Source organism: Litorisediminivivens sp. KMU-197 (assembly GCF_056858395.1).
Window position 1 is genome coordinate 303,651 of record NZ_JBXEQG010000002.1, and the last position, 25,614, is coordinate 329,264.

Annotated in this window: 26 protein-coding genes; 17 read left to right on the forward strand and 9 right to left on the reverse strand. The window is 65.6% G+C overall.

Features of this window, described 5'->3' with window-relative positions:
- Positions 1-41: 41 nt before the first annotated feature.
- Positions 42-245, reverse strand: coding sequence for a DUF1674 domain-containing protein (locus AC04PT_RS06355; protein ID WP_482872756.1), 204 nt, complete (start codon positions 243-245; stop codon positions 42-44).
- 74 nt (positions 246-319) lie between these two features.
- Here AC04PT_RS06355 and AC04PT_RS06360 point away from each other — a divergent pair, with 74 nt between their 5' ends.
- From AC04PT_RS06360 to AC04PT_RS06390, 7 genes are all read left to right on the forward strand, one after another.
- On the forward strand, positions 320-1,576 hold the full coding sequence (locus AC04PT_RS06360; RefSeq protein ID WP_482872758.1) for an RsmB/NOP family class I SAM-dependent RNA methyltransferase: 1,257 nt from the start codon (positions 320-322) through the stop codon (positions 1,574-1,576).
- A 260-nt stretch (positions 1,577-1,836) separates the two neighbouring features.
- The gene (locus AC04PT_RS06365; protein WP_482872759.1) at positions 1,837-3,585 is read left to right on the forward strand and encodes a heparinase II/III family protein; all 1,749 of its coding nucleotides are present in this window, start codon (positions 1,837-1,839) and stop codon (positions 3,583-3,585) included.
- Between the two features lie 20 nt (positions 3,586-3,605).
- Entirely contained in the window at positions 3,606-5,204 is a 1,599-nt protein-coding gene (purH, locus tag AC04PT_RS06370) for a bifunctional phosphoribosylaminoimidazolecarboxamide formyltransferase/IMP cyclohydrolase (RefSeq protein ID WP_482872761.1), read from the forward strand.
- Between the two features lie 53 nt (positions 5,205-5,257).
- Positions 5,258-5,755: a signal peptidase II gene (gene lspA, locus AC04PT_RS06375; RefSeq protein ID WP_482872762.1), complete on the forward strand. Its 498-nt coding sequence runs from the start codon at positions 5,258-5,260 to the stop codon at positions 5,753-5,755.
- A gap of 61 nt (positions 5,756-5,816) precedes the next feature.
- Positions 5,817-6,347 (forward strand): DUF3035 domain-containing protein, encoded by a 531-nt coding sequence (locus AC04PT_RS06380; protein WP_482872763.1) that lies wholly within the window; start codon positions 5,817-5,819, stop codon positions 6,345-6,347.
- Positions 6,348-6,485: 138 nt separating this feature from the next.
- On the forward strand, positions 6,486-7,862 hold the full coding sequence (locus tag AC04PT_RS06385) for a M16 family metallopeptidase (RefSeq protein WP_482872764.1): 1,377 nt from the start codon (positions 6,486-6,488) through the stop codon (positions 7,860-7,862).
- Positions 7,859-9,178, forward strand: a complete 1,320-nt coding sequence (locus AC04PT_RS06390; RefSeq protein WP_482872765.1) for a M16 family metallopeptidase — start codon at positions 7,859-7,861, stop codon at positions 9,176-9,178. The genes AC04PT_RS06385 and AC04PT_RS06390 overlap by 4 nt, the downstream gene beginning before the upstream one ends.
- Positions 9,179-9,268: 90 nt before the next feature.
- Here AC04PT_RS06390 and dapA read toward each other — a convergent pair whose 3' ends face one another.
- Complete coding sequence (dapA, locus tag AC04PT_RS06395) at positions 9,269-10,144, reverse strand: 4-hydroxy-tetrahydrodipicolinate synthase (protein ID WP_482872766.1); 876 nt, start codon at positions 10,142-10,144, stop codon at positions 9,269-9,271.
- Positions 10,145-10,289: 145 nt separating this feature from the next.
- On the opposite strand from dapA, the gene AC04PT_RS06400 reads away from it, so the two are divergent.
- Positions 10,290-12,458 (forward strand): lytic transglycosylase domain-containing protein, encoded by a 2,169-nt coding sequence (locus tag AC04PT_RS06400; RefSeq protein ID WP_482872767.1) that lies wholly within the window; start codon positions 10,290-10,292, stop codon positions 12,456-12,458.
- Positions 12,459-12,604: 146 nt separating this feature from the next.
- On the opposite strand, the gene AC04PT_RS06405 is transcribed toward AC04PT_RS06400, so the two are convergent.
- Both AC04PT_RS06405 and mnmC2 read right to left on the reverse strand, forming a co-directional pair.
- Entirely contained in the window at positions 12,605-13,492 is an 888-nt protein-coding gene (locus AC04PT_RS06405; RefSeq protein WP_482872768.1) for a DMT family transporter, read from the reverse strand.
- Complete coding sequence (mnmC2, locus tag AC04PT_RS06410; protein WP_482872770.1) at positions 13,492-14,160, reverse strand: tRNA (5-methylaminomethyl-2-thiouridine)(34)-methyltransferase MnmC2; 669 nt, start codon at positions 14,158-14,160, stop codon at positions 13,492-13,494. Before mnmC2 ends, AC04PT_RS06405 begins: the two co-directional genes overlap by 1 nt.
- Before the next feature lie 55 nt (positions 14,161-14,215).
- On the opposite strand from mnmC2, the gene AC04PT_RS06415 reads away from it, so the two are divergent.
- Positions 14,216-15,253, forward strand: a complete 1,038-nt coding sequence (locus AC04PT_RS06415; RefSeq protein ID WP_482872772.1) for an NAD(P)/FAD-dependent oxidoreductase — start codon at positions 14,216-14,218, stop codon at positions 15,251-15,253.
- A gap of 48 nt (positions 15,254-15,301) precedes the next feature.
- On the opposite strand, the gene AC04PT_RS06420 is transcribed toward AC04PT_RS06415, so the two are convergent.
- From AC04PT_RS06420 to ispH, 3 genes are all read right to left on the reverse strand, one after another.
- Positions 15,302-15,925: a trimeric intracellular cation channel family protein gene (locus AC04PT_RS06420; protein WP_482872773.1), complete on the reverse strand. Its 624-nt coding sequence runs from the start codon at positions 15,923-15,925 to the stop codon at positions 15,302-15,304.
- A gap of 28 nt (positions 15,926-15,953) precedes the next feature.
- Positions 15,954-16,412: a ribonuclease HI gene (rnhA, locus tag AC04PT_RS06425; protein WP_482872774.1), complete on the reverse strand. Its 459-nt coding sequence runs from the start codon at positions 16,410-16,412 to the stop codon at positions 15,954-15,956.
- A 232-nt stretch (positions 16,413-16,644) separates the two neighbouring features.
- Positions 16,645-17,598, reverse strand: a complete 954-nt coding sequence (gene ispH / locus AC04PT_RS06430; protein WP_482872775.1) for a 4-hydroxy-3-methylbut-2-enyl diphosphate reductase — start codon at positions 17,596-17,598, stop codon at positions 16,645-16,647.
- A gap of 134 nt (positions 17,599-17,732) precedes the next feature.
- Between ispH and AC04PT_RS06435 the strand changes: the two genes are divergently transcribed.
- A complete protein-coding gene (locus AC04PT_RS06435; RefSeq protein WP_482872776.1) occupies positions 17,733-18,194 on the forward strand; it encodes a c-type cytochrome in 462 nt (153 codons plus the stop codon).
- 85 nt (positions 18,195-18,279) lie between these two features.
- Here the strand turns inward: AC04PT_RS06435 and AC04PT_RS06440 are convergent, their stop codons facing one another.
- Together AC04PT_RS06440 and AC04PT_RS06445 are read right to left on the reverse strand one after the other, a co-directional pair.
- On the reverse strand, positions 18,280-18,714 hold the full coding sequence (locus tag AC04PT_RS06440) for a YqaA family protein (RefSeq protein ID WP_482873080.1): 435 nt from the start codon (positions 18,712-18,714) through the stop codon (positions 18,280-18,282).
- An 18-nt stretch (positions 18,715-18,732) separates the two neighbouring features.
- Positions 18,733-19,302: a LabA-like NYN domain-containing protein gene (locus tag AC04PT_RS06445; protein ID WP_482872777.1), complete on the reverse strand. Its 570-nt coding sequence runs from the start codon at positions 19,300-19,302 to the stop codon at positions 18,733-18,735.
- Between the two features lie 92 nt (positions 19,303-19,394).
- Between AC04PT_RS06445 and folK the strand changes: the two genes are divergently transcribed.
- The 7 genes from folK to acpS all read left to right on the forward strand — a co-directional run bounded on the left by folK (position 19,395) and on the right by acpS (position 25,552).
- Positions 19,395-20,003, forward strand: a complete 609-nt coding sequence (folK, locus tag AC04PT_RS06450) for a 2-amino-4-hydroxy-6-hydroxymethyldihydropteridine diphosphokinase (protein ID WP_482872778.1) — start codon at positions 19,395-19,397, stop codon at positions 20,001-20,003.
- A gap of 107 nt (positions 20,004-20,110) precedes the next feature.
- The gene (rpoZ, locus tag AC04PT_RS06455; RefSeq protein ID WP_482872779.1) at positions 20,111-20,464 is read left to right on the forward strand and encodes a DNA-directed RNA polymerase subunit omega; all 354 of its coding nucleotides are present in this window, start codon (positions 20,111-20,113) and stop codon (positions 20,462-20,464) included.
- Positions 20,465-20,495: 31 nt separating this feature from the next.
- Positions 20,496-22,634 carry a RelA/SpoT family protein gene (locus tag AC04PT_RS06460; RefSeq protein WP_482872780.1) on the forward strand — a complete coding sequence of 713 codons (2,139 nt, stop codon included), beginning with the start codon at positions 20,496-20,498 and terminating at the stop codon, positions 22,632-22,634.
- A gap of 15 nt (positions 22,635-22,649) precedes the next feature.
- On the forward strand, positions 22,650-23,309 hold the full coding sequence (locus AC04PT_RS06465; RefSeq protein WP_482872781.1) for a DUF2062 domain-containing protein: 660 nt from the start codon (positions 22,650-22,652) through the stop codon (positions 23,307-23,309).
- 67 nt (positions 23,310-23,376) lie between these two features.
- A complete protein-coding gene (locus AC04PT_RS06470; protein ID WP_482872782.1) occupies positions 23,377-24,117 on the forward strand; it encodes a pyridoxine 5'-phosphate synthase in 741 nt (246 codons plus the stop codon).
- Positions 24,118-24,255: 138 nt separating this feature from the next.
- Positions 24,256-25,077: an MBL fold metallo-hydrolase gene (locus tag AC04PT_RS06475; protein ID WP_482872783.1), complete on the forward strand. Its 822-nt coding sequence runs from the start codon at positions 24,256-24,258 to the stop codon at positions 25,075-25,077.
- A 73-nt stretch (positions 25,078-25,150) separates the two neighbouring features.
- Entirely contained in the window at positions 25,151-25,552 is a 402-nt protein-coding gene (acpS, locus tag AC04PT_RS06480) for a holo-ACP synthase (protein WP_482873081.1), read from the forward strand.
- Positions 25,553-25,614 lie beyond the last annotated feature (62 nt).

The window sequence follows — 25,614 nt, forward strand, 5'->3', positions numbered from 1 at the left end:
AGGTAAACGACCCGGCGGGATGATGCCGCACCGTAGAAGGCTCAGAAGTCGATGGCGAGGCCCTTCTTTTCCCAATCTCCGTAGCGCACGGGTTCAGGGCCGTCACGACCGCCAAGCTCGGTAGGCAGCGGCGGTTTCGCGGCCTCCGCGTCGCGGCGGGCATCGGCTTCTTCCAGCGCGCGGCGGGCGGCTTCGGGAAGGGTCGCGCGGCGTCGGGCTTCGGTTTCGGGCTGGGTTTCAGGCATCGGGCTTTCCTTGTCGCTTGGCTCTGGATATATGCCCTGAGCTTGAACACGCAAGCAGGCGAGGGGTCGCAGATATGGCGAGTATGGCACGGCAGGGCGCGATCTGGCTTCTCAATCAGGTGCTGGAGGAACGGCGGGTGCTGTCGGAACTGACCGTGGCACCGCAGCATCAGCGGTTGGAGCCGGCGGACCGGGCCCGGGCCTTGAGGCTGGCGGTGGCGACCTTGCGCGGATTGGAACGGGCGGACCGGGTGCTGAAACCCTACCTGCGCAAGATGCCTCCGCTGGCGGTGCGCAACGTGCTCAGGATGGCGACGGTGGAACTGGTGCAGGGCGGCGATGCGCACGGGGTGGTCAATGACGCCGTGGGATACGTGCGCAGGGGCAAGCGGACCACCAGCTATGGCGGTCTGGTCAACGCGGTGTTGCGCAAGGTGGCGGCAGAGGGGGCTGCCAGATGGGCCGAACTGCGGGTGCCGCATCTGCCGAAATGGCTGCGTGGACCGTTGAGGGAGGCATGGGGCCCGCAGGCGGTGGCTGCGATGGAGGCCGCGCATTTCTCGGGTGCACCGGTGGATGTGACGGTGCGGGCCGATGCTGCGGATTGGGCTGACAGACTCGGCGGCGAGGTGCTGCCCACGGGATCGGTCCGGCTGGCCGAGGCGGGACAGGTAAGCGCCCTTCCGGGGTTCGACGCGGGCGCTTGGTGGGTTCAGGACGCGGCGGCGGCGCTGCCGGTGCGGGGTCTGGGCGACGTGGCCGGGCTTGAGGTGCTGGACATGTGCGCCGCGCCTGGGGGCAAGACGCTGCAGCTGGCAGCCGGCGGGGCGCGGGTGACGGCGCTTGACCTGTCCGAGGCACGGTTGCGCCGGGTGTCGGAAAATCTGGACCGGACCGGTTTGACGGCAGACATCGTCGTCGGGGATGCCCGAGACCACAAAGGGCAATACGACGCCATCGTGCTGGATGCGCCCTGTTCGGCAACCGGCACGATCAGGCGGCATCCCGACCTGCCGCTGGCGCGCGACGGCGCCGAGATCGGCGGTCTGATCGCGCTGCAGGCCGAGATGCTGGACCATGCGCTGGGCTTGCTGAGACCCGGCGGACGGCTTGTCTATTGCACCTGTTCGCTGTTGCCGGATGAAGGCGAATGTCAGGTACTGGACGCGCTGGAGCGGCACGAAGGACTGCGCGTCGTGTCGGAAGCTTTCGACCTGCCCGGCGTGGAGCCAGAGTGGCGCAGCGAGGACGGCGGGCTGCGGCTGCGGCCGGACTATTGGGCGGACAAGGGCGGCATGGACGGGTTCTACATGGCCTGCCTGACGCGTTGAAGACGCCGGTTTCGGAACGGGCCCGCCCGACCTTTCACGTGACGGCGGTCGCGAACGCTCGGACCTACACGCGGTGCTGCCCGGCACTGCCGGCCAATCACATTCCCAGCTGCACGATGACGATTGCCGTCGGCCCGGTCTCCGGTGCGCTGCCATGAGACCGGGTGGCAGAAGCTTGCCTTTTCCAAGGTGACTTTGCTGCAAGTCACGACTAGGATTGTGCTAATAATCGCACGGAATGTGCGGACGAGGCAGAGCAAATGTCGGAGACCGAAAGCTGGTCAGTGCGATACACACGCCTGATGCACCGCGTTCACGCGCGGCTCGCAGCGCGGTCGCGTGCCGCGGCGGCCTTTGTCTCGCAGCCCGAACCTCGAACCATCGGCAGCTTCAATCGCGGTCGTCAGCTGACCGCTGGAAACCTGATGTTCGCCGGGCACCTGATCGAAGCCAAGGACGCCATGCTTTGGGACATGGAGCCGCCGGATCAGGCCTTCATCGAGCAGATCCACGGCTTCGGCTGGCTCGACGATCTCGCCGCCGTGGGCGACATGAAGGCGCGGAAGGTGGCGCAGCTCTGGCTCTGGGGCTGGATCGAACGCTACGGGCGCGGCACCGGCCCCGGCTGGACACCGGACCTGGCGGGGCGGCGTCTGATCCGCTGGACACATCACGCGATCTTCCTGCTGCGGGCGCGTGAGCCGGAAGCCTCCGCCGCCTACTTCAAATCGCTTGCCCACCAGACCCGCTTCCTCGCACGGCGCTGGTCCAGCGCGGCCCCCGGCCTGCCCCGCTTCGAGGCGCTGACCGGGCTGATCTATGCCGGCATCAGCCTAAGCGGAATGGAAAAATACGTTGGCCCGGCGCGGGCGGCGCTGGCCAAGGAATGCGCTGGCCAGATCGACCGGCAGGGCGGGATCCCGACCCGCAATCCCGAAGAACTGCTGGAGGTCTTCACCCTTCTCACATGGGCGGCGGCGGCGCTGGAAGAGACCGGCCACGACGTGGACCCGGCGCACCAGACCGCGATTGCCCGCATCGCGCCGACTTTGCGCGCGCTGCGTCACAGCGACGGCGGACTGGCGCGGTTCCATGGCGGTGGGCGCGGCATCGACGGGCGCCTGGACCAGGCGCTGTCGGCATCGGGCGTGCGCAAGGGGGCCGATGGGCTGGCCATGGGGTTCGCGCGGCTCTCGGCCGGACGCACCAGCGTGATCGTCGATGCCAGCGCGCCCCCCGAGGGCACCGCGTCTTACAACGCGCACGCCTCGACGCTGGCGTTTGAACTGACCTCGGGGCGGCGGCCACTGATCGTGTCCTGCGGGTCTGGCGCCTTCTTCGGCGAGGACTGGCGTCGGGCCGGCCGCGCCACGCCGTCACATTCGACGCTGGCGCTCGAGGGCTATTCCAGCGCGCGGCTTGGCCGTGAGGGCCGGGTGCAGGGCGCGCGCCGCGAGATGCTCGAGGACGCGCCGACCGAGGTGCCGGTCGAGATCGGCCATGCGCCCGACGGGCTGAAGCTGGAGGCCGGGCACGACGGCTATGTCTCGACCCACGGGCTGACCCATGCCCGCGTCCTTGAACTGACCTTCGACGGGCGCGGGCTGGTCGGCGAGGACATGCTGCTGGCCCTGAAATCCCCCGACAAGAGGCGATTCGTGCGGGTGCGCGCGGCCGCCGGCACATCGGGCATTCCCTTTCACGTCCGGTTTCACCTGCATCCGGATGTCGACGCCGAGGTCGATATGGGCGGCATGGCGGTCTCGCTGATGCTGCGGTCGGGCGAAGTCTGGGTATTCCGGCATGAGGGCGAGGCGCAAATCTCGCTCGAACCCTCGGTTTATCTCGAAATGGGCCGTCTGAGACCACGCGCGACGAAACAGATCGTTTTAACTCACCGGGCAATGGAGTATGCGACCCGCATCCGGTGGTCCCTGGCCAAGGCGCACGACACGGCGGTGGCCGTCAGGGACCTGATCCGGGATGACGATTTGGACCCAGACAGCTGACCGCAGGACCCGTGAGACCCATGACAGACGCAAACGCCCTCGTGCCGATCCGGCGCGCCCTCCTTTCCGTATCCGACAAGACCGGACTGACCGAACTTGGCAAGGCACTGCACGACCGCGGCGTGGAACTGCTGTCCACCGGCGGCTCGGCAAAGGCGCTGCGCGAGGCGGGCCTGCCGGTCAAGGACGTGGCCGAGGTGACGGGCTTCCCCGAGATGATGGACGGCCGCGTCAAGACCCTGCACCCGAAGGTCCACGGTGGGCTTCTGGCGCTGCGTGACAACGACGACCACGTGGCGGCGATGGAGCAACACGGCATCGGCGGCATCGACCTGCTGGTGGTCAACCTCTACCCGTTCGAGGACACCGTGGCGCGCGGCGCGGGCTATGACGAATGCATCGAGAACATCGACATCGGCGGTCCGGCGATGATCCGCGCGGCGGCCAAGAACCATGGCTTCGTCACCACGGTGGTGGACGTCGAGGACTACGAGGCGTTGTTGGCCGAGCTGGACGGCAACGACGGCGCGACGTCTTTTGCCTTCCGGCAGCGGTTGGCGCAGATCGCCTATGCCCGCACCGGCGCCTATGACGCCGCCGTCTCGTCGTGGATGGCGGGCGCGCTGGGCGAGGTGGCCCCACGCCGCCGGGCGGTGGCCGGCACGGTCCGCCAGACGCTCCGCTATGGCGAGAACCCGCACCAGCAGGCGGCGTTCTACACCGACGGCTCAGATCGTCCCGGCGTGGCCACGGCGCAGCAGCACCAAGGCAAGGAACTGAGCTACAACAACATCAACGACACCGACGCGGCGTTCGAGCTGGTGGCGGAGTTTGCCCCCGAGGACGGCCCCGCCTGTGCCATCATCAAACACGCCAACCCCTGCGGCGTGGCGAAGGGCAGCACGCTGACCGAGGCCTACAAGGCCGCGTTCGACTGCGACCGCACCTCGGCCTTCGGCGGCATCGTGGCGCTGAACCAGCCGCTGGACGAAGAGACCGCGCGCGAGATCACCGGCATATTCACCGAAGTGGTGATCGCGCCCGGTGCCAGCGAAGGCGCAATGCGCATCTTCAAGGAGAAGAAGAACCTGCGGCTGCTGACCACCGATGGCCTGCCGGATGTGCGCGCAGGCGGACAGGTCATGCGGCAGGTGGCCGGCGGTTTCCTGATGCAGGACAAGGACGTGGGCTTCGTCGGGCTGGATGACCTGAAGGTGGTGACGAAGGTTGCGCCCAGCGAGGCGCAGATGCGCGACCTGCTGTTTGCCTGGAAGGTAGCGAAACACGTCAAGTCGAACGCCATCGTCTACGTCAAGGACGGCGCCACCGTGGGCGTCGGCGCCGGACAGATGAGCCGGGTGGATTCCGCGCTGATCGCCGCGAAAAAGGCCGAGCGCATGGCCGAGACGCTGGGACTGTCCGAGCCGCTGACCAAGGGCTCGGCGGTGGCCTCGGACGCGTTCTTCCCCTTCCCCGACGGGCTGATGGAAGCGGCGGCGGCGGGCGCCACCTGCGTGATCCAGCCGGGCGGCTCGATGCGCGACGACGACGTGATCGCCGCGGCGGACGAGGCCGGGCTGGCGATGGTGTTCACTGGCATGCGGCATTTCCGGCACTAGGTGCGGGCAGGGGCGATGGGTGCCAAGCACTCATCCTGTGGCAGGAGGCAGCGATGAAAACGGTGTTCTGGGCGGGGGCTTGGGTGTTCCTGCTCGATCAGCTGAGCAAGTACCTGGTGGTGCATGTCATGGATCTGCGCACCCTGGGCGAGATCGACGTGCTTCCGCCATTCCTCAACCTCCGCATGGCGTGGAACTCGGGCATCAACTTCGGCCTGTTCTCGGGTCATACCGAATACGTCCAGTGGGTGCTGATCGCGATCGCGCTGGTGATCGTTGGCGCGGTGCTGGTCTGGGTCCGCCGCGATCCTCCGGGGCTGATCGGCAAGATCTCGGCCGGCATCCTGATCGGCGGTGCGCTGGGCAATGTGGTCGACCGGGTCGCCTATGGCGCGGTTGCGGATTTCCTGAACATGTCGTGCTGCGGTATTGAGAACCCCTATGCCTTCAATGTCGCCGACATCGCCGTTTTCGCCGGGGCACTGGGGCTGGTGTTGTTTTCCGGTTCCGGCTCCGGCAAGGCCTCGCCGGGTGGGAAAAAGGGCGCGTGACCTTCCCCGCCCGATCCGTTAAGTCTTGGCCAGCAGACAGGTGGAGTAAGGACGCATGACGATGTCGCCGGTTGCCAAGCTGGGAATCGCGCTGGCCGTGGTGGCCGGACTCTCGGCCTGTGGCGACAGGAGCGAGACCCGACTGCACGAACTGCGCGTCGGCGGCGACGGACCCGAGGAATTCTCGATCGTTCCCAACAAGCCGCTGCAAGCGCCCGAGACCTTTTCCGCACTGCCGCCCCCCACGCCGGGTGGCGCAAACCGCACCGACCAGACGCCCGAGGCCGATGCCGTGGCGGCCTTGGGCGGCGACGGCAACCGCGTTGCGGTGCGCGGCACCGGTGCCGCGGCGGGTGATGCGGCCCTTGTGACCTATGCCGCACGCGGCGGCGTGACCCCCGGAATTCGGGCGCGTCTGGCGCAAGAGGACCTCGCGTTCCGCCAGCGCGCTTCGTTGTTCTCCTGGCAGATCAAACGCGAGGACCGGTACTACGACGCCTATCGCAGGATGGCGATAGACCCCTACGAAGTGCTGCGCCTGTTCCGTCGCGCCGGTGTCCGCACCCCTGCCGCCGATCCGTCGGGCGATTGATCCGCGCGCATCGGACTGCCCTGCCGCGGCAGGGCGTTTATGGTTTTCAACCTCGCGTCACGCGCGATCACACAGCTTTCGCTTGAACTATTGCCAGCGTGAACCAAGGTTACGCGCATGCCACGTCAGGAGAGCCAGATGAGCGGACCCGCCCTTTTCGGACCCATGCGATTTCTTCGCCCCATTGTGCTTGGCCTGGGGTTGCTGAGCGCCAGCACCCTGGCGGCCGAGACGTCGATCGAGGATCAGGTAACCACCGACAGGCTCGACAATGGCATGGAGGTGGTGATCATCGAAGATCACCGCGCCCCTGTCGTCGTCCACATGCTGTGGTATCGCGCAGGCAGCGCTGACGAAAAGCCCGGCGTCTCGGGTGTGGCGCATTTCTTGGAACACCTGCTGTTTCAGGGCACCGAAACGCTGGAGCCCGGCGAATTCAGCCGCGTGGTGGCCGCGAATGGTGGTTCGGATAATGCCTTCACCAGCTTCGATTACACGGGCTATTACCAGCGCGTCGCCGCCGACCGGCTGGGGCTCATGATGCAGATGGAGGCCGACCGGATGGTCAACCTTCAACTCGGGGAAGAGGAAATCCGCACCGAGCGCGAGGTCATCATCGAGGAACGCAACATGCGCACCGAGAACGACCCCGGCGCCCTGATGCGCGAACAGTCGTGGGCGGCGCAATACCACAACCATCGGTACGGCGTACCGATCATCGGCTGGAAGCACGAGATGGAGGGCCTCGATCTCGAGGCCGCGCTGGACTATTACCACACCTATTACGCCCCCAACAATGCCATCCTTGTGGTGGCCGGCGACGTGCAGCCCGATGAGGTCATGGATCTGGCGCGCGAACACTATGGCCCCTTGCCCGCCAATCCCGAGCTTGAGCCGCGCGACCGCCCGCAGGAGCCGCCCCAGACCGCGGCCCGCCGGCTCGTGTTCGAAGATCCGCGTGTGTCGCAGCCCTATGCCATCCGCTCGTATCTTGCGCCGGAACGTGATCCCGGCGCGCAGGAAAAGGCGGCTGCCTTGACCTTGCTGGCCGACGTGCTCGGCGGCGGGCAGACCTCGGTCCTGAACGAGAAGCTGCAGTTCGAAAGCAAGATGGCGGTCTATGCAGGCGCCTCCTACAAGGGTGTGTCGCTGGACGACACCACGTTCTCGCTGGTGGTTGTGCCGGCGGACGGGGTCAGTCTCGAGCAGGCCGAAGAGGCGCTCGATATTGCGGTGGCGGAATTCCTTGAGGAAGGCGTCGATCCCGATCAGCTGGCCCGCATCAAGCGGCAGGCCGAAGCCGCACGGATTTATGCCCGTGACAATGTCGAGCAACTAGCCAACCTCTACGGCAGGTCGCTGGCCTCGGGCCTGACGGTCGATGACATCCATGCCTGGCCGGACGTGCTGGCCGCAGTGACCGAAGCCGACATCCTTGCCGCCGCGCGCGCAGTGTTCGACGAAAAAGCCAGCGTCACCAGTTGGCTGACCCGCCCGCAGGAGGTGACCCAATGAAACCGTTCCTTTATGCCGCAGCGGCGTTGATCCTGACGGCGCTTCCGGTTCGCGCCGAGATCGAGATACAGGAAATCACCACCCCCGGGGGCATCGACGCCTGGCTGGTCGAGGAACCCTCGATCCCGATTGTCGCGCTGGAGCTTCGCTTCAAAGGTGGCGGATCGCTGGATGCACCGGACAAGCGCGGCGCGACCAACCTGATGACCGGGCTGCTCGAAGAAGGCACCGGCGACATGGACGCCCGCGCCTTCGCCCGCGCCACCGAGGAACTGGCGGCCTCGTTCTCCTACTCCACCTATGACGACAGCATCGCTATTTCGGCGAAGTTCCTCACCGATACCACCGACGAGGCGATGGCGCTGCTGCGCGGCGCGCTGGTCGAACCGGCCTTCAACCAGGTGGCGCTCGACCGGGTGCGGGGTCAGGTGCTTTCGGGCATCGCGTCGGATCAGACCGACCCGGACAAGATCGCCGGGCGCACGTTCGACAAGTTGGCCTTCGGCGACCACCCCTATGCGACACCTTTGCAAGGTACCGCAGAAACCGTTCGCGCCCTGACGCGCGAGGATATCGTGGCGGCGCACACGGCGGCCTTTGCGCGTGACCGGGTCTATGTCAGCGCCGTCGGCGACATCTCTGCGGAAGAGCTTTCCGAGTTGCTCGACACCCTGCTGGGCGATTTGCCCGAAACCGGCGCGCCGCTGCCCGAGGATGCCCCTTGGCTTCTCGAAGGCGGGCTGACCGTCGTGCCCTTCGACACACCGCAATCGGTGGTGATATTCGGCCATCAGGGGCTTGAGCGCGATCATCCCGACTTCCTGGCGGCATATGTGATGAACGACATGTTCGGTGGATCGGGCCGTCAGAGCCGACTGATGGAGGAAGTGCGCGAAAAGCGTGGGCTGACGTATGGCGTCTATTCCTACCTCGTGCCCAAGGACAATGCAGAACTGATGATGGGCTCGGTCGCATCGGCCAACGACCGTGTCGCCGAGGCTATCGACGTGATCCGCGCCGAATGGGCCAGGATGGCGGAAGAGGGCGTGACGTCCGAGGAACTGGAGACCACCAAGACCTATCTGACGGGGGCCTATCCTCTGCGCTTCGACGGCAACGGCCCGATCGCCAATATCCTTGTCGGCATGCAGATGGACGGTCTGGGCACCGAATATGTGATAAACCGCAATTCCATGGTCGAGGCGCTGACGGTGGAAGAAATAAACCGCGTCGCCTCGGAACTGATGAAACCCGAGAACCTGCACTTTGTCGTCGTCGGCCAGCCGGAAGGCCTGGAAGCCGAACCCTCCCAGTAACCCGCAATGAACTCGGCCCAGCGCATCACCTGCGTCCGGGCCTGACTTCGGCAACATAGCCGAAGGAGCATTCGGGGGGGCGGTCGCCGCCTAGTTCAGCAGTCCCGCGTGACGCAGCCCGGCGTCGATCCTGTCGCGGACCGGTTGGCTCACCGGCAGCAGCGGCAGGCGGATCTCTTCACCGCAAAGCCCCAGCTTCGACATCGCGTATTTCGCCCCGCAAAGTCCCGGTTCGGCGAAAATCGCTTGGTGCAGCGGCATCAGCCGGTCCTGCACCGACAGCGCCTTGGCGAAGTCGCCCGCCTGACAGGCCGCCTGCACCTCGGCACAGAGCTTCGGCGCCACGTTGGCGGTGACCGAGATGCAGCCAACCCCGCCCTGGGCGTTGAACCCGTGCGCGGTGCCATCCTCGCCGGAAAGCTGCACGAAGTCGGTGCCGCAGGTAATCCGCTGGGCCGAGACACGGGCCAGATCGCCAGTCGCGTCCTTGACGCCGATGATGTTCTTCAGCTTGGCCAATTCACCCATGGTGGCCGGGGTCATGTCGACCACCGAGCGCGGCGGAATGTTGTAGATGATCACCGGCAGGTCGACGGCTTCGTGGATGGCGGTGAAATGCGCGATCAGTCCGGCCTGCGTCGGCTTGTTGTAATAGGGCGTCACCACCAGCGCGGCGGCCGCCCCGACCTCCTTGGCGTGACGCGCCAGCCGAATCGCTTCGGTGGTGTTGTTCGATCCGGCCCCGGCAATTACCGGGATGCGGCCGGCAGCGGCCTTGACGACTTCGGTCACCACCTGCTCGTGCTCGGCGTGGGTAAGCGTCGGGCTCTCGCCCGTCGTGCCCACGGGCACGAGGCCCGAGCTGCCCTGATCGACATGCCAGTCAACCAGCTTTCTCAGCGTCTCCAGATCGATCGCACCGTCCTTGAACGGCGTGACCAGGGCAGGCAGGGACCCTTTGAACATGGTGACGCTCCTTTCTTCGCGTGGCCGCGGCACGGGGGCCGCGAATGTTGTCGCCACTATCGGCATCGTGAGTTGAATGCAGTGGGCGGTGGGTTATCTTCTGGCTCGTGTCTATTCCTCTTAAGACTAGAAATTGCAAGTGATGATGCGTGTCCTCCTTTGCCTGCTGCTGATCGGCGCTGGTCCTGTCTCTGCACAAACCAGCACCGGGTCCGGTATCGCCGAAGATCTGACCTCCTCGCCCCGGCCCAGGCTGCGGGCGACTGGCGAAACAGAAGACGACCGAACGGCCGCCGCCGTGGTCGACGAGGAAGAGGTGGAGGCCACGGACCCTGCCGTGGAACCGGAACCGCCGCTGGCCGACGCCCGTCCCAAGGCGCGGCCGCAGGGCCTGCTGACCGAACGCCTCGATTCCGAAGTGCCGCCTGCCGACGCGGGCCTGACGGCGGCGTTGGCGCTGATGCGTGACGGGCTTTGGGAAGATGCCTTTCGCGTTGCCGGTCCGGAGGGTTCGGTCGCCCGCGACATCATCATGTGGCATTTCCTGCGCGGCGGCAGCGGCAGCCCCGGCGATGTGATGGGCTTCCTGCGCCGCAGCGGCGATTGGCCCGGCCTAGCCTACCTGCGCGAAAAAAGCGAAGGCACCATGGTGGCCGGCTCGGTCGAGGAACGGCTGACGTTCTTCGGCGATCACGTGCCCGAAACCGGCACTGGCGCGCTGGCCTATGCCGATGCGCTTTCTGCCAGCGGCGAGGATGGCGCGGCGCAGGCGACCGCGGTGCTGGCCTGGCGTACGTTGGCCCTGTCGGATGCCGAACAGAGTGCCTTTCTCGCCAAGTATGGCAGCCTGCTGAAGTCCCATCACGAGGCGCGGCTGGACTATGCACTCTGGCAGGGCTGGGCAATCAACGCGACCCGGATGCTGCCGCTGGTCTCGGACGGCTGGAAGAAGCTTGCCGAGGCCCGCCTCGCCCTGCGTGCGCGCCAAGGCAACCCGGATCCTCTGATCGCCGCGGTTCCGGCCAGCCTGCGCGACCACCCGGGCCTTGCCTATGAGAGGTACGAGTGGCGGATGCAGAAGGGTCTGACCGACGGTGCCACCGAGCTGCTGCTGGAACGCTCGTCCAGTGCCGAAGCACTAGGCGAGCCGGAATATTGGGCAGACCGCCGTCACACCATGGCGCATCGGGCCATGCGCGCGGGCAAGACCGATCTCGCGTACCGCATTGCCTCGACCCATTTTACCACCACCGGCCGTGACTTCGCCGAACTCGAGTGGCTGTCCGGCTATCTTGCACTGCGGTTCCAGAAGGACCCGCTGAAGGCGCTGGCGCATTTCGAACGCTTCCGCGAGGACGTCTATACCCCGATCTCGATGGGCCGCGCCGGGTATTGGATTGGCCGCGCGCACGAAGCCGCCGGCAATACCGCCGAGGCGCAGAAAGGCTATGCGCTGGGCGCCGATTACCAAACCAGTTTCTACGGGTTGCTTGCGGCCGAGCGCGGCGGACTGCCCTTTGACGCGGACCTGGCGCTGCCGCATCCGGCGGGTAACTGGCGCAAGGCCAAGTTCACCAATTCCAGGGTGCACGAGGCCGCCCTGATGCTGCTGGCCTCGGGCGAGGATTGGCTTGCCGAGCGCTTCTGGACCCACCTCGCCGAAAGTCAGGATACAGAAAGCCTGCGCATGATGGGAAAGATGCTTGACGATCTCGGTCAGCCCAACATCGGCGTCATGCTGGGCAAGCGCGCCGCGCAGGCCGGCGAGGAAATTGCCGCACCCTACTACGCGCTTCATCCCGTCGCCGCCCGTGCCCAGCCGATCCCCAAGGAGATGGTGCTGGCCATCGCCCGACGCGAAAGCGAGTTCGACCCCACCGTTGTCAGCCATGCCGGCGCGCGTGGGCTGATGCAGGTAATGCCGGGAACTGCCAAGATCGTCGCGCGACGGATGGGACTTGCTTACAACGAGGGGCAGCTTACCAGCAGCTGGGTCTACAATTCGCGGCTCGGCGCCGATTACCTGCGCGGACTGGCCGAGGATTTCGACGGCAACGTGGTGATGATGTCGGCGGGCTACAACGCCGGTCCCGGTCGTCCCCGGTCGTGGATGCGCAGTTACGGCGACCCGCGGCGCGGTCAGATCGACGTGGTCGACTGGATCGAGACCATTCCCTTCAACGAGACCCGCAACTACGTGATGCGTGTATCCGAGAGCCTGCCGGTCTACCGCGCCCGTCTGGGCAAGGAGCCGCACCCGGTGCCGTTCTCTGAAGAGCTGGTGGGTTCGACCTTGTTGCCGACAAAGAGGTAAAGCCGCGGTGACAGAGGGCATGGCTGCTGCTGTCTTGCGGCGCACGTTCGGTCTCGCCTGAGGTCGGCGATTACGCGGCGGCCTTCGGCCTTGAGTCCGCGCAGGGTGGGCGACAGAGAACATGCACTTCAGACCAACAGGTCAGCTCAATCCGCGACCGAGACCCCGCCCCGCCGCTTCTGCCGTTCTCGCCAGAGGGTGAACAGCCCGGCCCCCACGATCAGGGCCGCGCCGAACACCACCGTGACCCGCAGGCTTTCACCAAAGATCAGGATTCCCATGGCCGAGGCAAATGGCATCTGCAGATACGCGAAGGGCTGCACCGAACTGGCCTCTGCCACCTCGTAGCACTTGATCAGCAGCCAGTGACCGCCCGCCCCGGTCAGGCAGAGCGCCGCCATCCAGCCCCAGTCGGGCAGGATCATCGGTTCCCAGAACCAGACACCGATGGCGGTCATCCAGACGCAACCCACCGTGCCGGTCCAGAAGAACGAGGTTTCGGCCTTGTCCAGCCGCGCCACGTACCGTGTCAGCAACCCGTAGAGCGCAAACATCGCCGCCGCCAACAGCGGTATCAGCGCATAGACCGAAAACACCCCGGCACCCGGATCGATGATGATCATCACCCCTACGAAGCCGACGCCGATCGCCAGCCAGCGCCGCCAGCCGACCTTCTCGCCCAATATCGGCCCTGACAGGGCGGCCACCAGCAGCGGGTAGCTGACGAAGATCGCGTGGCTCTCGACCAGCCCGAGGTAGGTGAAGGCCAGCACCATGACGCAGATCTCGGAGGCCAGCAGGATACCGCGGAAGCCCTGCACCAGCGGCTGGCCGGTGCGGGCCACGTCGCGCAATCCGCCGGCCTTACGCACCGAGATTGCGATGACGAAGGCGGCGAAGAACCAATAGCGGATCATCACCACCATGAAGACGTTATATTCCGCCGCAAGATGCCGGCTCAGCGCGTCCTGAACGGCGAAGACCAGTGTGGTGGCGACCATCAGCCAGATGCCAAGGACCGTGTCATTGCGCATCACAGCACCGCCGTCGTCATGTGGCGTTTGCGTCCGAACCCCGGCGCGCGGGTGACAGTGAAGCCTGCGGCCTGAAGCGCGCGGCGCACATGACCGGCGGCGGTATAGGTCGCCGCGGTGCCGCCCGACGCGGTGTGGCGGGCGACCTCGGTCATCAGGTCCTCGCCCCAAAGCTCGGGGTTCCTGGCAGGGGAAAACCCGTCGAGAAACCAAGCATCCGCCTTGCCTTGCCATTCTGGCAAAGTCTCGCGCGCGTCGCCCGGAATCAGGGTGAATATCAGGTCATCGGTCTCGAAGGCTGTATCGCGGCGCTGCCAGAAGCCATGCAGGTCGCCCGCGATCCCGGCGATCTCGGGAAAAGCCGCCTGCGCCGTGATCATGTCCTCGGCCGCCATCGGGAAGGCTTCGAAGGTGGTGAAGCGCAACTTGCCCGGCACGCCCGCCTGCCGAAACGCCTGCAGCGCCGTCAGCAGGTTCAACCCGGTCCCGAACCCCAGCTCGGCAACATGGAACCCGTCGGTAAACCGGTCCGGCAGCCCGTTGCCGGCCAGAAACACGTGCCGCGTCTCGTCCAGCCCATTGTCTAGCGAGTAATAGGGATCGTCGAACCGGGTCGAGACAGGAACGCGCCCGTCGCGCCATTCCAGCTCTGCGCTCTGGTCTGTCATCGAAGCCTGCCGTAAGGGTTTGACCGAGGGGTAATCCCGTTGGAGGGGCTTTGCAATGGTCGACGTCACAGTGCGCGGGGCAGGGGTCTTCGGCCTCTCGGTGGCCTGGGCCTGCGCCCGGCGCGGCGCCTCGGTGCGGGTGATCGATCCGCATGGCCCGGGGGCTGGCGCCTCGGGCGGCATCGTCGGCGCTCTGGCGCCGCACGTGCCGGAGAACTGGAACGAAAAGAAAGACTTCCAGTTCCGCTCGCTGGTCATGGCAGAGACCTTCTGGGGCGAGGTTGCAGAGGCCGGCGGGCGCGACCCCGGCTATCTGCGCTCGGGTCGGTTGCAGCCGCTGGCCGACGGTCATGCGGTTGACCTCGCACGTCAACGCGCGGTCTCGGCACGGACGCTGTGGCAGGGCGAAGCCACATGGAGGGTTGTGGACAGCGCAGATCATGGCGATTGGGCGCCGCCGTCCCCGACCGGCCTGCTCATCCACGACAGCCTGACCGCCCGCATCCACCCCCGTCGCGCCTGCACCGCGCTGGTCGCGGCCTGCGCGGCCAGAGGAGCCGAGATCGTGACCGAGGGGGCGGACGAGGGCGCGGTGGTCTGGGCGACGGGTGTGCATGATCTCGAGGCGATGAGTCGCGCCGCAGGGCGGATGCTGGGCAACGGGGTGAAGGGGCAGGCGGCCCTGCTGCGCTTTGATGCAGCGCAGAGACCGCAGCTTTTCGCCGATGCTTTGCACATCGTGCCGCATGGCGACGGGACAGTGGCGGTGGGATCGACGTCCGAGCGCGACTATGAGGACCCGGTCGCAGTGGACGCGCAGCTTGATGCGGTGCTCGAGCGGGCGATGGCGGCGTTCCCGGTACTGCGCGGCGCAGAGGTGATCGCGCGCTGGGCGGGGGTGCGGCCACGATCACGGAGCCGCGCGCCGGTGCTGGGGCCGCATCCGCTGCGTCACGGCGCCTTCATCGCCAATGGCGGTTTCAAGATCGGTTTCGGTATGGCGCCATTGGTGGGCGAAGTGATGGCCGATCTGGTGCTGGACGGGCGCGATACGGTGCCGGACGCCTTTCGCGCCGAGAGCGTGCAGGGGTAATCCGCCCCGCAATCTGTCACCGAGGTCCGGCTCCCGAACCTCGCGCCCTCACTTCTCTCGCGGTGGCGTGCTGCGATAGACCGGCAGCTTCCAACCGAACCGCAGGCTTCCCGCACGCAGCACCCAGGTCGTCGCGGCGCAGCCGAGCAGGCTGAGGTCTTCCACCACCCCTGCCGAATCCAGCAGCAGGGCCGAGGCGGCCCCGGCAAGCGCTGCCGTGGCGTAGAGCTCCCCCTGCCGCAGCACCACAGGCACGTCGTTGACCACCACGTCGCGCAGCAACCCGCCGAGGCATCCGGTCGTCACCCCCATCAGCAGCACGATCAGCGGCGGATAGCCCAGCACCAGCGCGACGCCGGTCCCGGCTGCCACCGCCACGGCCAGCGCGAAGCTGTCGAGCCAGACCAGCAGCTTGATACGGCTTTCGACCAGATGCGCGGTGAAGAACACCAGCACCGCAGCGGCACAGGCGGCAAGGATGAAACCGGCATTGCCGATCCAGAACACCGGGTTGCGGTCCAGCAGAAGGTCGCGCACCGTGCCGCCGCCCACCGCCGTCAGGCAGGCCAGGAAGCAGAACCCCACGATGTCCAGCTGCGCCCGCGAGGCCGCCAGCGCGCCGGTCAGGGCAAAGACGATCACCGAAGCGTAATCCAGAAGCGTCAGCAGCATCCGCAGCCCTTTTGCATGGCGCCCGCTTTCACGATTTGACCTTGAAGGGCGCCATTCCGGCGCGGGCCAATTCATCCGCGCGCTCGTTCTCGGGGTGACCGGCATGGCCCTTGACCCATTCCCAGGTCACATCATGCCGGTCCTGCGCCGCGTCGAGCCGCTGCCAGAGCTCCACGTTCTTGACCGGCTTCTTAGCCGAGGTCTTCCAGCCGTTGCGTTTCCAGCCGTGGATCCAACCGGTGACACCGTTTTTCACATAGGCGCTGTCGGTCACCACGGTGATCTTCGACGCCCGCTCCAGCGCTTCAAGCGCATGGATCGCCGCCAGCAATTCCATGCGGTTGTTGGTGGTCTGGGCCTCGCCGCCGCTCAGTTCGCGTTCGCGCACCACGGTCTCGCCATCCTTGGCCTGCAACAGCGCGCCCCAGCCCCCCGGGCCGGGATTTCCGGAGCAGGCGCCGTCGGTATAGGCAAAGAGCGCGGGCATGGCTGTGTCCTCGGGTGGCGGCGGATGCTGCCACATCGCAAAGGGCGCGCGGGGTTGCAAGCGCGGGTTTGCCTATTTCGACGGAGAACCAGGATTGGAGCGCCGGATTGACGCAGAGCACTTCATATCCGGATTTTTAGGGGATCAGCCCCGGGGCGGCTGTCGGTCATCGCCGCCTGACCCTTTGATGCTCCGTCGCGCCGGGACAGGCTACCTGCCGCGATCCAGTCCGTCAGGCTGGCTGGCGCAGCACACGGGGCACCTTGAACTCGACGTTTTCCTGTGCCGTCTCCACCTGCTCCACGGTCACGTCGAACCGGGCGCGGAAGGCGTCGATCACCTCGTTCACCAACACCTCGGGGGCCGAGGCCCCGGCGGTGATGCCGACCGAACGGATACCCTCAAGCGCCCGCCAGTCGATGTCGGTGGCGCGTTGCACCAGTTGCGCGTAGTCGCAGCCGGCACGGCGGCCGACTTCGACCAGACGCTTCGAGTTGGACGAGTTCGGCGCGCCCACAACCAGCATGGCGTCGCATTTGGCGGCCATGGCCTTGACGGCCTCCTGCCGGTTGGTGGTGGCGTAGCAAATGTCTTCCTTGTGCGGACCGACGATCGCCGGAAAGCGCCGCTTCAGCGCCGCCACGATATCCGCCGTATCGTCGACCGACAGCGTTGTCTGGGTGACGAATGCCAGGGCATCGGGGTCACGCACGTCGACCTTTGCCACGTCGTCCACGGTTTCGACCAGCAGCACCTCGCCCTCCGGCAACTGGCCCATGGTGCCCACGGTCTCGGGGTGGCCGGCGTGACCGATCATGATCATCTGGAGGCCATTGTCGGCGTGACGCTGCGCCTCGATATGCACCTTGGAAACCAGCGGACAGGTGGCGTCGACAAAGACCATCTCGCGCGCCTGCGCCGCTTCGGGTACCGACTTCGGCACACCGTGGGCCGAAAAGATCACGGGACGGTCGCCGGGGCATTCTTCAAGCTCTTCGACGAAGACCGCGCCCTTGCCCTTCAGATCGTCCACCACGTATTTGTTGTGCACGATCTCATGGCGCACGTAGACCGGCGCGCCCCATTTCTGCAGCGCCATCTCGACGATCTTGATGGCGCGGTCGACGCCGGCGCAGAACCCGCGCGGCGCGGCTAGATAAAGGGTAAGGGGCGGGTGTTCGGACATGATGGGCCTCCGGCTTTGTGCGTGAGGTAATGCCTTTGCGCCGCCGCGTCCAGTGAGGCGCGTGGTCACGCGGGGGTGACTTGACCTTACCCTGCTGGAAGGCTGGAAGGCGGGCAAAAACCAAGGAGACTACAGTGAACAGACTGACGATGACGGCGGCGATGACGGTTCTTGCGGTGCAGGCCACTGCCGGAGAGCGCCCCGAGGATGCGGCGGGACTCTTTCCCTATTGGGACGCCGAGGCGGTTGCGCAGGGCGCGACGCTTTATGCCGACAATTGCGCGGCCTGCCACGGCGCGGATCTCGAAGGCGAGGACGACTGGCGCGGGCGCAACGACGACGGTTCGTATCGCGCGCCGCCGCATGACGAGACCGGCCATACATGGCATCACCCGGATGCGCAGCTTTTCGCTATCACGAAACTGGGCACCGAGACGGTGACCGGCGGCGCCGTGCAATCCGATATGGCAGGCTTCGGCGATGTGCTGAGCGACGAGGAGATCCTCGCCGTGATGGCCTTTATCAAGGCGCAGTGGCCGGAGGAGATCATCGCGCGGCACAATCAGATGAACCGTCAGTACGAAGCATCGCAGTAACGCCTGAATGCTCCGCGCTCCGGTTCGCCGCCGCACTCCCAGTGCGGCGGCGGAGGTCCCGGATCAGGTCCGGGATGCGGGCGGTTCACACCTGCGCCGTCGCCCAGGCCAGCACCAGGTAGCGCCCGGTCTTGGCCAGCGTCACCAGGACAAGAAACAGCCACAGCGGCGTCCGCATCACGCCCGCAATCACGGTGAAGGCATCGCCGAGCGGTGCCCAGCTCAGCAGCAGGGTCCAGACACCCCAGCGCGCGTACCAGCCTTCGGCACGTACCATCTGGCGGCGCGATACCGGGAACCAGCGGCGGCCCTCCAGATGCGCCGCCGACCGGCCCAACACATAGTTGACGCATGCGCCCAGCACATTTCCTACGCTGGCCCATATGACCAGCGAGGCGACCGGCGCGGTGCCGGCCAGTTGCATTCCGACGAAGACGATCTCCGACTGGAATGGCAGGATGGTGGCCGCACCAAAGGCCGCTGCGAACAGCGCGAACAGTGGACCGAGTTCACCCAATATCGTGGCGTCGCCGAGCGATCAGCCGCTGACCGCCTGTGCGGCGCGCGGTTCCTGGTTTTCGCGCGGTGGTCTTCCGATCACCTCGCGCAATCCGTCCAGTTCAATGAAATTGTCGGCCTGACGGCGCAATTCATCGGCGATCATCGGCGGTTGGCTGCGTATGGTCGACACGACCGAAACCCGGACACCCTGACGCTGGAGGCTTTCGACCAGAGGCCGGAAGTCGCCATCGCCTGAAAACAGTACGATATGGTCGATGCGCGGTGCCAGTTCCATGGCATCGACAGTAAGTTCGATATCCATGTTGCCTTTGACTTTGCGACGACCCTGGCTGTCCGTGTATTCCTTGGCCGGCTTGGTCACCATGGTAAACCCATTGTAATGAAGCCAGTCGACCAAGGGCCGGATCGGAGAGTACTCTTCGTTCTCGAGCAGGGCCGTGTAGTAGAAGGCACGCAAAAGCTTACCTCGCCGCACGAATTCCTGTCGAAGAAGTTTGTAGTCTATGTCGAACCCGAGTGCCTTAGCAGCAGCGTAGAGATTGGATCCGTCGATGAACAGCGCGAGCCGTTCGTCCTTGTAAAACATCAATTGCCCTTCCAATAATGTGGGCCCATTGCTCCGCTCCGTGAGTGAAATTTTGCGGATGAGCCTGTGTATAAGGGTAGAGAAAAAAGCACGTGCTGCAAGGGATAGATCACCAAAAAGAGGCAATCGGCCGCAACTTTAGCGCGAAACAGGCTCTGTTGGCGCTGGGCGCGAACCTGCCTTTGGGTCAGCGTTCTCCTTTGGAAACATTACAATCGGCACTGCACGACCTGAACGAAAGCGGTTTGGTCCTGCGAGCCTGCAGCCGATTCTATGCCACCCCCTGCTTTCCCAAGGGAGCGGGCCCTGATTACGTCAATGCGGCCGCAATCGCTGATTGGACGGGTGATCCCGCCGATTTGCTGGCACTTCTGCATGAGGTCGAGGCGCGCCATGCCCGCTCCCGTGAGACCCGCTGGGGCATGCGTACACTCGATCTTGACCTGATTGCGCTGGGTGACGAAATCCAGCCGGATCATGCAACCTGGACGTGCTGGCGCGATCTTGCCCCGGATGAGCAGGCGCGCCGCGCGCCCGACCGGCTGATCCTGCCGCATCCGCGGATGCAGGACCGCGCCTTCGTGCTGGTGCCGCTGATGGACGTGGCTCCGGACTGGCGGCATCCGGTGTCGGGCATGACGGTGGCCGAAATGACCGACGCCCTGCCAGAGGCCGAACGCGCCGAGGTCAAAGCTCTGTGAACTTGCCGTGACGCCCCTGCGGAGCGACAGAAAACCTGCTTGTCAAGGCTTTTGATCCGCTTTAAGAGCTACACTTTCTGACAGAACAAGCCAGACGGAGATTCCCCATGGCCCGCGTGACGGTCGAAGATTGCGTTGACAAAGTCCCCAACCGGTTCGAACTGGTGATGCTGGCCGCCCACCGGGCGCGCGAGATCTCTGCCGGTGCGGCCATCACCGTCGACCGCGACAACGACAAGAACCCCGTCGTGTCGCTGCGCGAGATCGCTGACGAAACCCAAAGCGCCGACGAACTGCGCGAGCGGATGATCGAGTCGAACCAGACCCAGATCGAAGTCGACGAGCCGGAAGAAGACGCCATGGCGCTTCTGATGGGGGCCGAGCCCGACAAGCCGCAGGACGACGACATGTCCGAAGAAAAGCTGCTGCGGGCGCTGATGGAAGCTCAGGGCCAGGGCTGACCCTCGCCCCCCGGCGCCATAGGGACGCGCGATGATATCTGCTGACGACCTCATCGCGCTTGTCCGCAACTACAATCCCAAGACCAATGAAGCGCTGATCCGCGCGGCCTATGAGTATGGCCGCGCGATGCACGAGGGCCAGTTCCGCCGCTCGGGCGAGCCCTATTTCACGCATCCGGTCGCCGTCGCCGCCATTCTGACCGAACAGCGGCTGGACGATGCGACCATCGTGACCGCCCTGCTGCACGACACCATCGAGGACACGAAAAGCACCTACGGTCATATCTCCGAGAAGTTCGGCGAAGAGATCGCGGTGCTGGTTGACGGCGTCACCAAGCTGACCAACCTCCAGCTCAATTCGTCCGAGACGAAACAGGCCGAGAACTTCCGCAAGCTGTTCATGGCAATGAGCCGCGACCTGCGGGTGATCCTCGTCAAGCTGGCCGACCGGCTGCACAACATGCGCACCATCAAGGCGATGCGCCCGGAAAAGCAGGTCCAGAAGGCGCGCGAGACGATGGACATCTATGCGCCTTTGGCGGGCCGCATGGGCATGCAGTGGATGCGCGACGAGCTTGAGGACCTGGCCTTCCGGGTGCTCAATCCCGAAGGCCGCGCCAGCATCATCCGCCGCTTCATCACGCTGCAACGCGAAACCGGCGACATGATCCAGAAGATCACCGGCGACATGCGGGCCGAGCTGGAAAAGGTCGGCATCGAGGCGCAGGTCTTCGGTCGCGCCAAGAAGCCCTATTCGATCTGGCGCAAGATGCAGGAAAAAGAGATGGGCTTTTCCCGCCTCTCCGACATCTACGGCTTCCGCATCATCACCGAAAGCGAATCCGACTGCTATGCCGCGCTGGGCGCGATCCACCAGCGCTGGCGCGCGGTGCCGGGGCGGTTCAAGGACTACATCAGCCAGCCCAAGTCGAACGGCTACCGCTCGATCCACACCACGGTGTCGGGCCGCGACGGCAAGCGGGTCGAGGTGCAGATCCGCACCCGCCAGATGCACGACGTGGCCGAAACCGGCGTCGCGGCGCACTGGTCCTACCGCGACGGGGTGCGCAGCGGCAACCCATTCGCCGTCGACCCCGCCAAGTGGATTTCCTCGCTGACCGAGCAGTTTCAGGACGACGAGGATCACGAGGATTTCCTCGAGGCCGTCAAGCTCGAGATGTATTCGGACCAGGTATTTTGCTTCTCGCCTAAGGGCGACGTCATCAAGCTGCCGCGCGGCGGCACGCCGCTGGACTTCGCCTATGCGATCCACACCCGCATCGGCCACGCCTGCGTCGGCGCCAAGGTGGATGGGCTGCGGGTGCCGCTCTGGACCCGGCTCAAGAACGGCCAGTCGGTCGAGATCATCACCGCCGACGGCCAGACGCCACAGGCCACATGGCTGGACATCGCGATTACCGGCAAGGCGAAAAGCGCCATCCGCCGCGCCCTGCGCGAACAGGACCGCGAGCGTTTCGTGCGGCTTGGCAAGGAGCTGGCGCGGGCGGCCTTTGAACACGTCGGGCGCAAGGCCAAGGACAAGGTACTGGAAACCGCCGCCCGCAACCTGCGGCTCGATAGCGCAGAAACACTGCTGGCCCGCCTCGGCTCGGCCGAGCTGACCACGCGAGCGGTGGTCGAGGCCGTCTATCCCGACCTGATCACCGAGGACGGCGACGAGATCGACCGCAAGCGCGCCGTGATCGGGCTGGAGAAGGGGCAGGGCTTCCGCCGCGCCCCCTGCTGCCAGCCGCTTCCGGGCGAGCGCATCGTCGGCATTACCTATCGCGGGCAGGGCGTGGTCGTGCACGCCATCGATTGCGAAAAGCTGGCCGAGTACGAGGAACAGCCCGACCGATGGCTCGACCTGCACTGGTCCGAAGGCAAGCACCCGGCGGAATACGTGGTTACGCTTGACTTGACGATGTCCAATGACGCCGGCGTGCTGGGACGTATTTGCACGTTGATCGGAGAGCACAAGGCGAATATCTCGGACCTCGAGTTCATGGACCGGAAACCCGATTTCTACCGGCTGTATGTGAATGTGGAACTGCGGGATGCCGAACATCTGCATTCCCTGTTCACCGCGCTGGAAGCGGAAAGCGACATCGCGCGGGTCGCGCGGATGCGGGATGTCACCCCGATATCCGCGCGCGCCGAGGCAAACTGAGAGGTATCAGGAACCGTGGTCTTCAAGCGCCGCGACAGAAAGCCAACCTGGCGCGCCGTGTGGGAGTTCTTCTGGCCGCGTGGAGGATGGACTCGTGCCGCCCGCTACGTCAAACACCGGCTGCGGCGCTTGCCGGATCCCCCCGAGAAGATCGCCCGTGGCATCTGGGCCGGCGTCTTCACCACCTTCACGCCGTTCTATACCATGCACTTCGTGGTCGCGGGGCTGATCGCCTTCATCATGCGGGGCAACATCCTTGCCGCGCTGCTGGGCACCTTTTTCGGCAATCCGCTGACCTACGTGCCGATTGGGGTGATCTCGCTCCAGACCGGGCAATTCCTGCTGGGGACAGAGCTGTCGCCCGATGTCGAACGCACCCTCATGGGCAAATTCGTCGACGCCGGCGAGGACCTGACCCGCAATTTCTGGCTCTGGATCAAAGGCACACCACAAGATTGGCGCGGGCTCGAGGTGTTCTGGCACGACGTCTTCTACCCCTACATGATCGGCGGTATCATTCCCGGCATCATCACCGCCACCATTGCCTACATCATCGCCGAACCGCTGATCCGCGCCTACCAGGCGCGCCGCAAGGGTGCGCTAAAGAAACGGCTCGAGGCCATCAAGGCCAAGGCCGCCGCGCGCAAGGCCGCGCAGGCCGAAGAGGCCGACTAGGCGGATTCGGGTTTCCTCGGTTGTTCCGCGGCGTTAGCCTGTGCCGAACAGACTTTCGGGGGCATCCATGACCAACCTCAGGCTCGGCGTGAACATCGACCACGTGGCGACCGTCCGCAACGCGCGCGGCGGCGCCTTTCCCGATCCGATCCGCGCCGCGAAGCTGGCCGAAGAGGCCGGCGCCGACGGCATTACCGCGCATCTGCGCGAAGACCGCCGCCACATCTCGGACGCCGACATCGACGGGCTGATGGAGGTGCTGTCGGTGCCGCTCAACTTCGAAATGGCCGCCACCGACGAGATGCAGGCCATCGCGCTCCGTCACAAGCCCCACGCTGTCTGCATCGTCCCCGAAAAGCGCGAAGAGCGCACCACCGAGGGCGGATTGGAGGTCGCGCGGGATGAAAACAGGCTGGCGCATTTCATCGCCCCCCTGCGCGACGTCGGCTGCCGGGTGTCGATCTTCATCGCCGCCGACCGCCGCCAGATCGAGGCCGCCCACCGCATCGGCGCGCAGGTGATCGAGCTGCACACCGGCGCCTATTGCGACGCCCACGCCGAGGGCCGCATGGACGACCGCAATCGCGAATTGGAAGCGCTGCGCGACATGGCCGCCTTTGCCCACGACCTCGGGCTGGAGGTCCATGCCGGCCACGGGCTGACATATGACACCGTTTCGCCGGTGGCCGCCTTCCCGCAGGTGATGGAGCTCAACATCGGCCATTTCCTGATCGGCGAGGCGATCTTTCGCGGGCTGGAACCCGCAATTGCCGAAATGCGCCGGCTGATGGATGCAGCCCGCACCTGAGCCGCCTGTTGCTGCGTGTCTTCGCAGTCGATCCGCATCGATGCGCAGGCTTCACACCAACGTGACGGCCCAACGCTTGCCGTAAGGTCACCCTCGGGCGCAGGCTGAAGCTTCCTGTTCATCCACGAGGTATTTCCGATGACCCGCCTGTTCACCACCCTTGCGCTTTGCGCCGCGCTGCCTGTCGCCGCGCAAGAGCCTACCCGCGCCCTGCACCACGTCACCGGCGATGTCTATCTGTTCCAGAACAACTTCCACAATTCGCTGGTGGTCTCGACCTCCGAAGGCACCGTCCGCGTCGATCCGATCAATGCCGAGGCCGGCGCATGGCTGAACGAGAACCTGTCCACCATCGACGCCCCGCCGGTGTCGCACCTGATCTATTCGCATTCCCACGGCGACCACGGATCGGGCGGCTCGGCCCATCCCGACGCCACCGTCATTGCGCACGAGGACGCCCCCGAGACCATCGACGACACCACGCCCGACACCCGGGTCGGCGACAGCCACACCCTCGAAGTCGGCAATAAGACCTTCGAGCTGACCAACCTCGGCTCCGGCCATGACAACCACATGCTCGCCGTCGTCGTGCGCCCCGAGAACGTCGCCTTCATCGTCGACGTGGCCGCGCCCGAACTGCTGCCGTGGCGTGACTTCGGCGGTGCCAACGTCGACGACTGGATCGGCCAGATCGAGGCCGCCGACAGGCTCGATTTCGATCACTTCGCGCCCGGTCACGGCCAAGTCGGCGACAAGGCCGACGTGCAGGAGAACCTTGCCTATTTCAACGATCTGCGCAGCGGCGTGCTGGAGGGGCTGAAGGCCGGCAAGTCGGTGGATGAGATCAAGTCGGAACTCACGCTCGACGCCTATGCCGGTTGGGGCCGCTACGACCAGATGCGCGAGCTGAACATCGAAGGCATGGCACGCTACCTGACCGAGGCCGGGCTGGTGAACTGAACCGGTCAACTGAGCCTTTCGTTCGCCTGCATTCCCTTCTAGCCTGAGACCGAACAAGGTAATGCAGGCACCCATGATCCTCGGCATCGGCACCGATCTGTGCAACATCGAACGGATCGAGGCCATCCTCGACCGCTTCGGAGACCGCTTCCGCAACCGCGTTTTCACGGAACGCGAACAAAGGCGTGCCGCCCGCCGCCCGCATGAAGCCGCCACCTATGCCAAACGCTGGGCCGCCAAGGAAGCCTGCTCCAAGGCGCTAGGCACCGGCTTGCGCATGGGGATCGCGTGGAAGGACATGTCGGTGACAAACATGCACACTGGCCAGCCCGTCATGCATGTCACGGGGTGGGCGAAGCGCCGGCTGGATGCGATGACGCCGTCGGGGCACGAAGCGATCCTGCACGTGACCCTGACCGACGATCACCCCTGGGCGCAGGCCATGGTGCTGATCGAAGCGCGGCCGCTGGGCTGAGTTTCACCACCCCGTCACACGCACGGCGCCGCCCCGGACCTCCTGCACAGCGGTGGCATGAG

Coding starts and splice junctions, on each gene's coding strand:
- AC04PT_RS06355 (WP_482872756.1), bottom strand. CDS start 245: ATGCCTGAAACCCAGCCCGAAACCGAAGCCCGACGCCGCGCGACCCTT.
- AC04PT_RS06360 (WP_482872758.1), top strand. CDS start 320: ATGGCGAGTATGGCACGGCAGGGCGCGATCTGGCTTCTCAATCAGGTG.
- AC04PT_RS06365 (WP_482872759.1), top strand. CDS start 1,837: ATGTCGGAGACCGAAAGCTGGTCAGTGCGATACACACGCCTGATGCAC.
- purH (WP_482872761.1), top strand. CDS start 3,606: ATGACAGACGCAAACGCCCTCGTGCCGATCCGGCGCGCCCTCCTTTCC.
- lspA (WP_482872762.1), top strand. CDS start 5,258: ATGAAAACGGTGTTCTGGGCGGGGGCTTGGGTGTTCCTGCTCGATCAG.
- AC04PT_RS06380 (WP_482872763.1), top strand. CDS start 5,817: ATGTCGCCGGTTGCCAAGCTGGGAATCGCGCTGGCCGTGGTGGCCGGA.
- AC04PT_RS06385 (WP_482872764.1), top strand. CDS start 6,486: ATGAGCGGACCCGCCCTTTTCGGACCCATGCGATTTCTTCGCCCCATT.
- AC04PT_RS06390 (WP_482872765.1), top strand. CDS start 7,859: ATGAAACCGTTCCTTTATGCCGCAGCGGCGTTGATCCTGACGGCGCTT.
- dapA (WP_482872766.1), bottom strand. CDS start 10,144: ATGTTCAAAGGGTCCCTGCCTGCCCTGGTCACGCCGTTCAAGGACGGT.
- AC04PT_RS06400 (WP_482872767.1), top strand. CDS start 10,290: ATGCGTGTCCTCCTTTGCCTGCTGCTGATCGGCGCTGGTCCTGTCTCT.
- AC04PT_RS06405 (WP_482872768.1), bottom strand. CDS start 13,492: ATGCGCAATGACACGGTCCTTGGCATCTGGCTGATGGTCGCCACCACA.
- mnmC2 (WP_482872770.1), bottom strand. CDS start 14,160: ATGACAGACCAGAGCGCAGAGCTGGAATGGCGCGACGGGCGCGTTCCT.
- AC04PT_RS06415 (WP_482872772.1), top strand. CDS start 14,216: ATGGTCGACGTCACAGTGCGCGGGGCAGGGGTCTTCGGCCTCTCGGTG.
- AC04PT_RS06420 (WP_482872773.1), bottom strand. CDS start 15,925: ATGCTGCTGACGCTTCTGGATTACGCTTCGGTGATCGTCTTTGCCCTG.
- rnhA (WP_482872774.1), bottom strand. CDS start 16,412: ATGCCCGCGCTCTTTGCCTATACCGACGGCGCCTGCTCCGGAAATCCC.
- ispH (WP_482872775.1), bottom strand. CDS start 17,598: ATGTCCGAACACCCGCCCCTTACCCTTTATCTAGCCGCGCCGCGCGGG.
- AC04PT_RS06445 (WP_482872777.1), bottom strand. CDS start 19,302: ATGTTTTACAAGGACGAACGGCTCGCGCTGTTCATCGACGGATCCAAT.
- rpoZ (WP_482872779.1), top strand. CDS start 20,111: ATGGCCCGCGTGACGGTCGAAGATTGCGTTGACAAAGTCCCCAACCGG.
- AC04PT_RS06460 (WP_482872780.1), top strand. CDS start 20,496: ATGATATCTGCTGACGACCTCATCGCGCTTGTCCGCAACTACAATCCC.
- AC04PT_RS06470 (WP_482872782.1), top strand. CDS start 23,377: ATGACCAACCTCAGGCTCGGCGTGAACATCGACCACGTGGCGACCGTC.
- AC04PT_RS06475 (WP_482872783.1), top strand. CDS start 24,256: ATGACCCGCCTGTTCACCACCCTTGCGCTTTGCGCCGCGCTGCCTGTC.
- acpS (WP_482873081.1), top strand. CDS start 25,151: ATGATCCTCGGCATCGGCACCGATCTGTGCAACATCGAACGGATCGAG.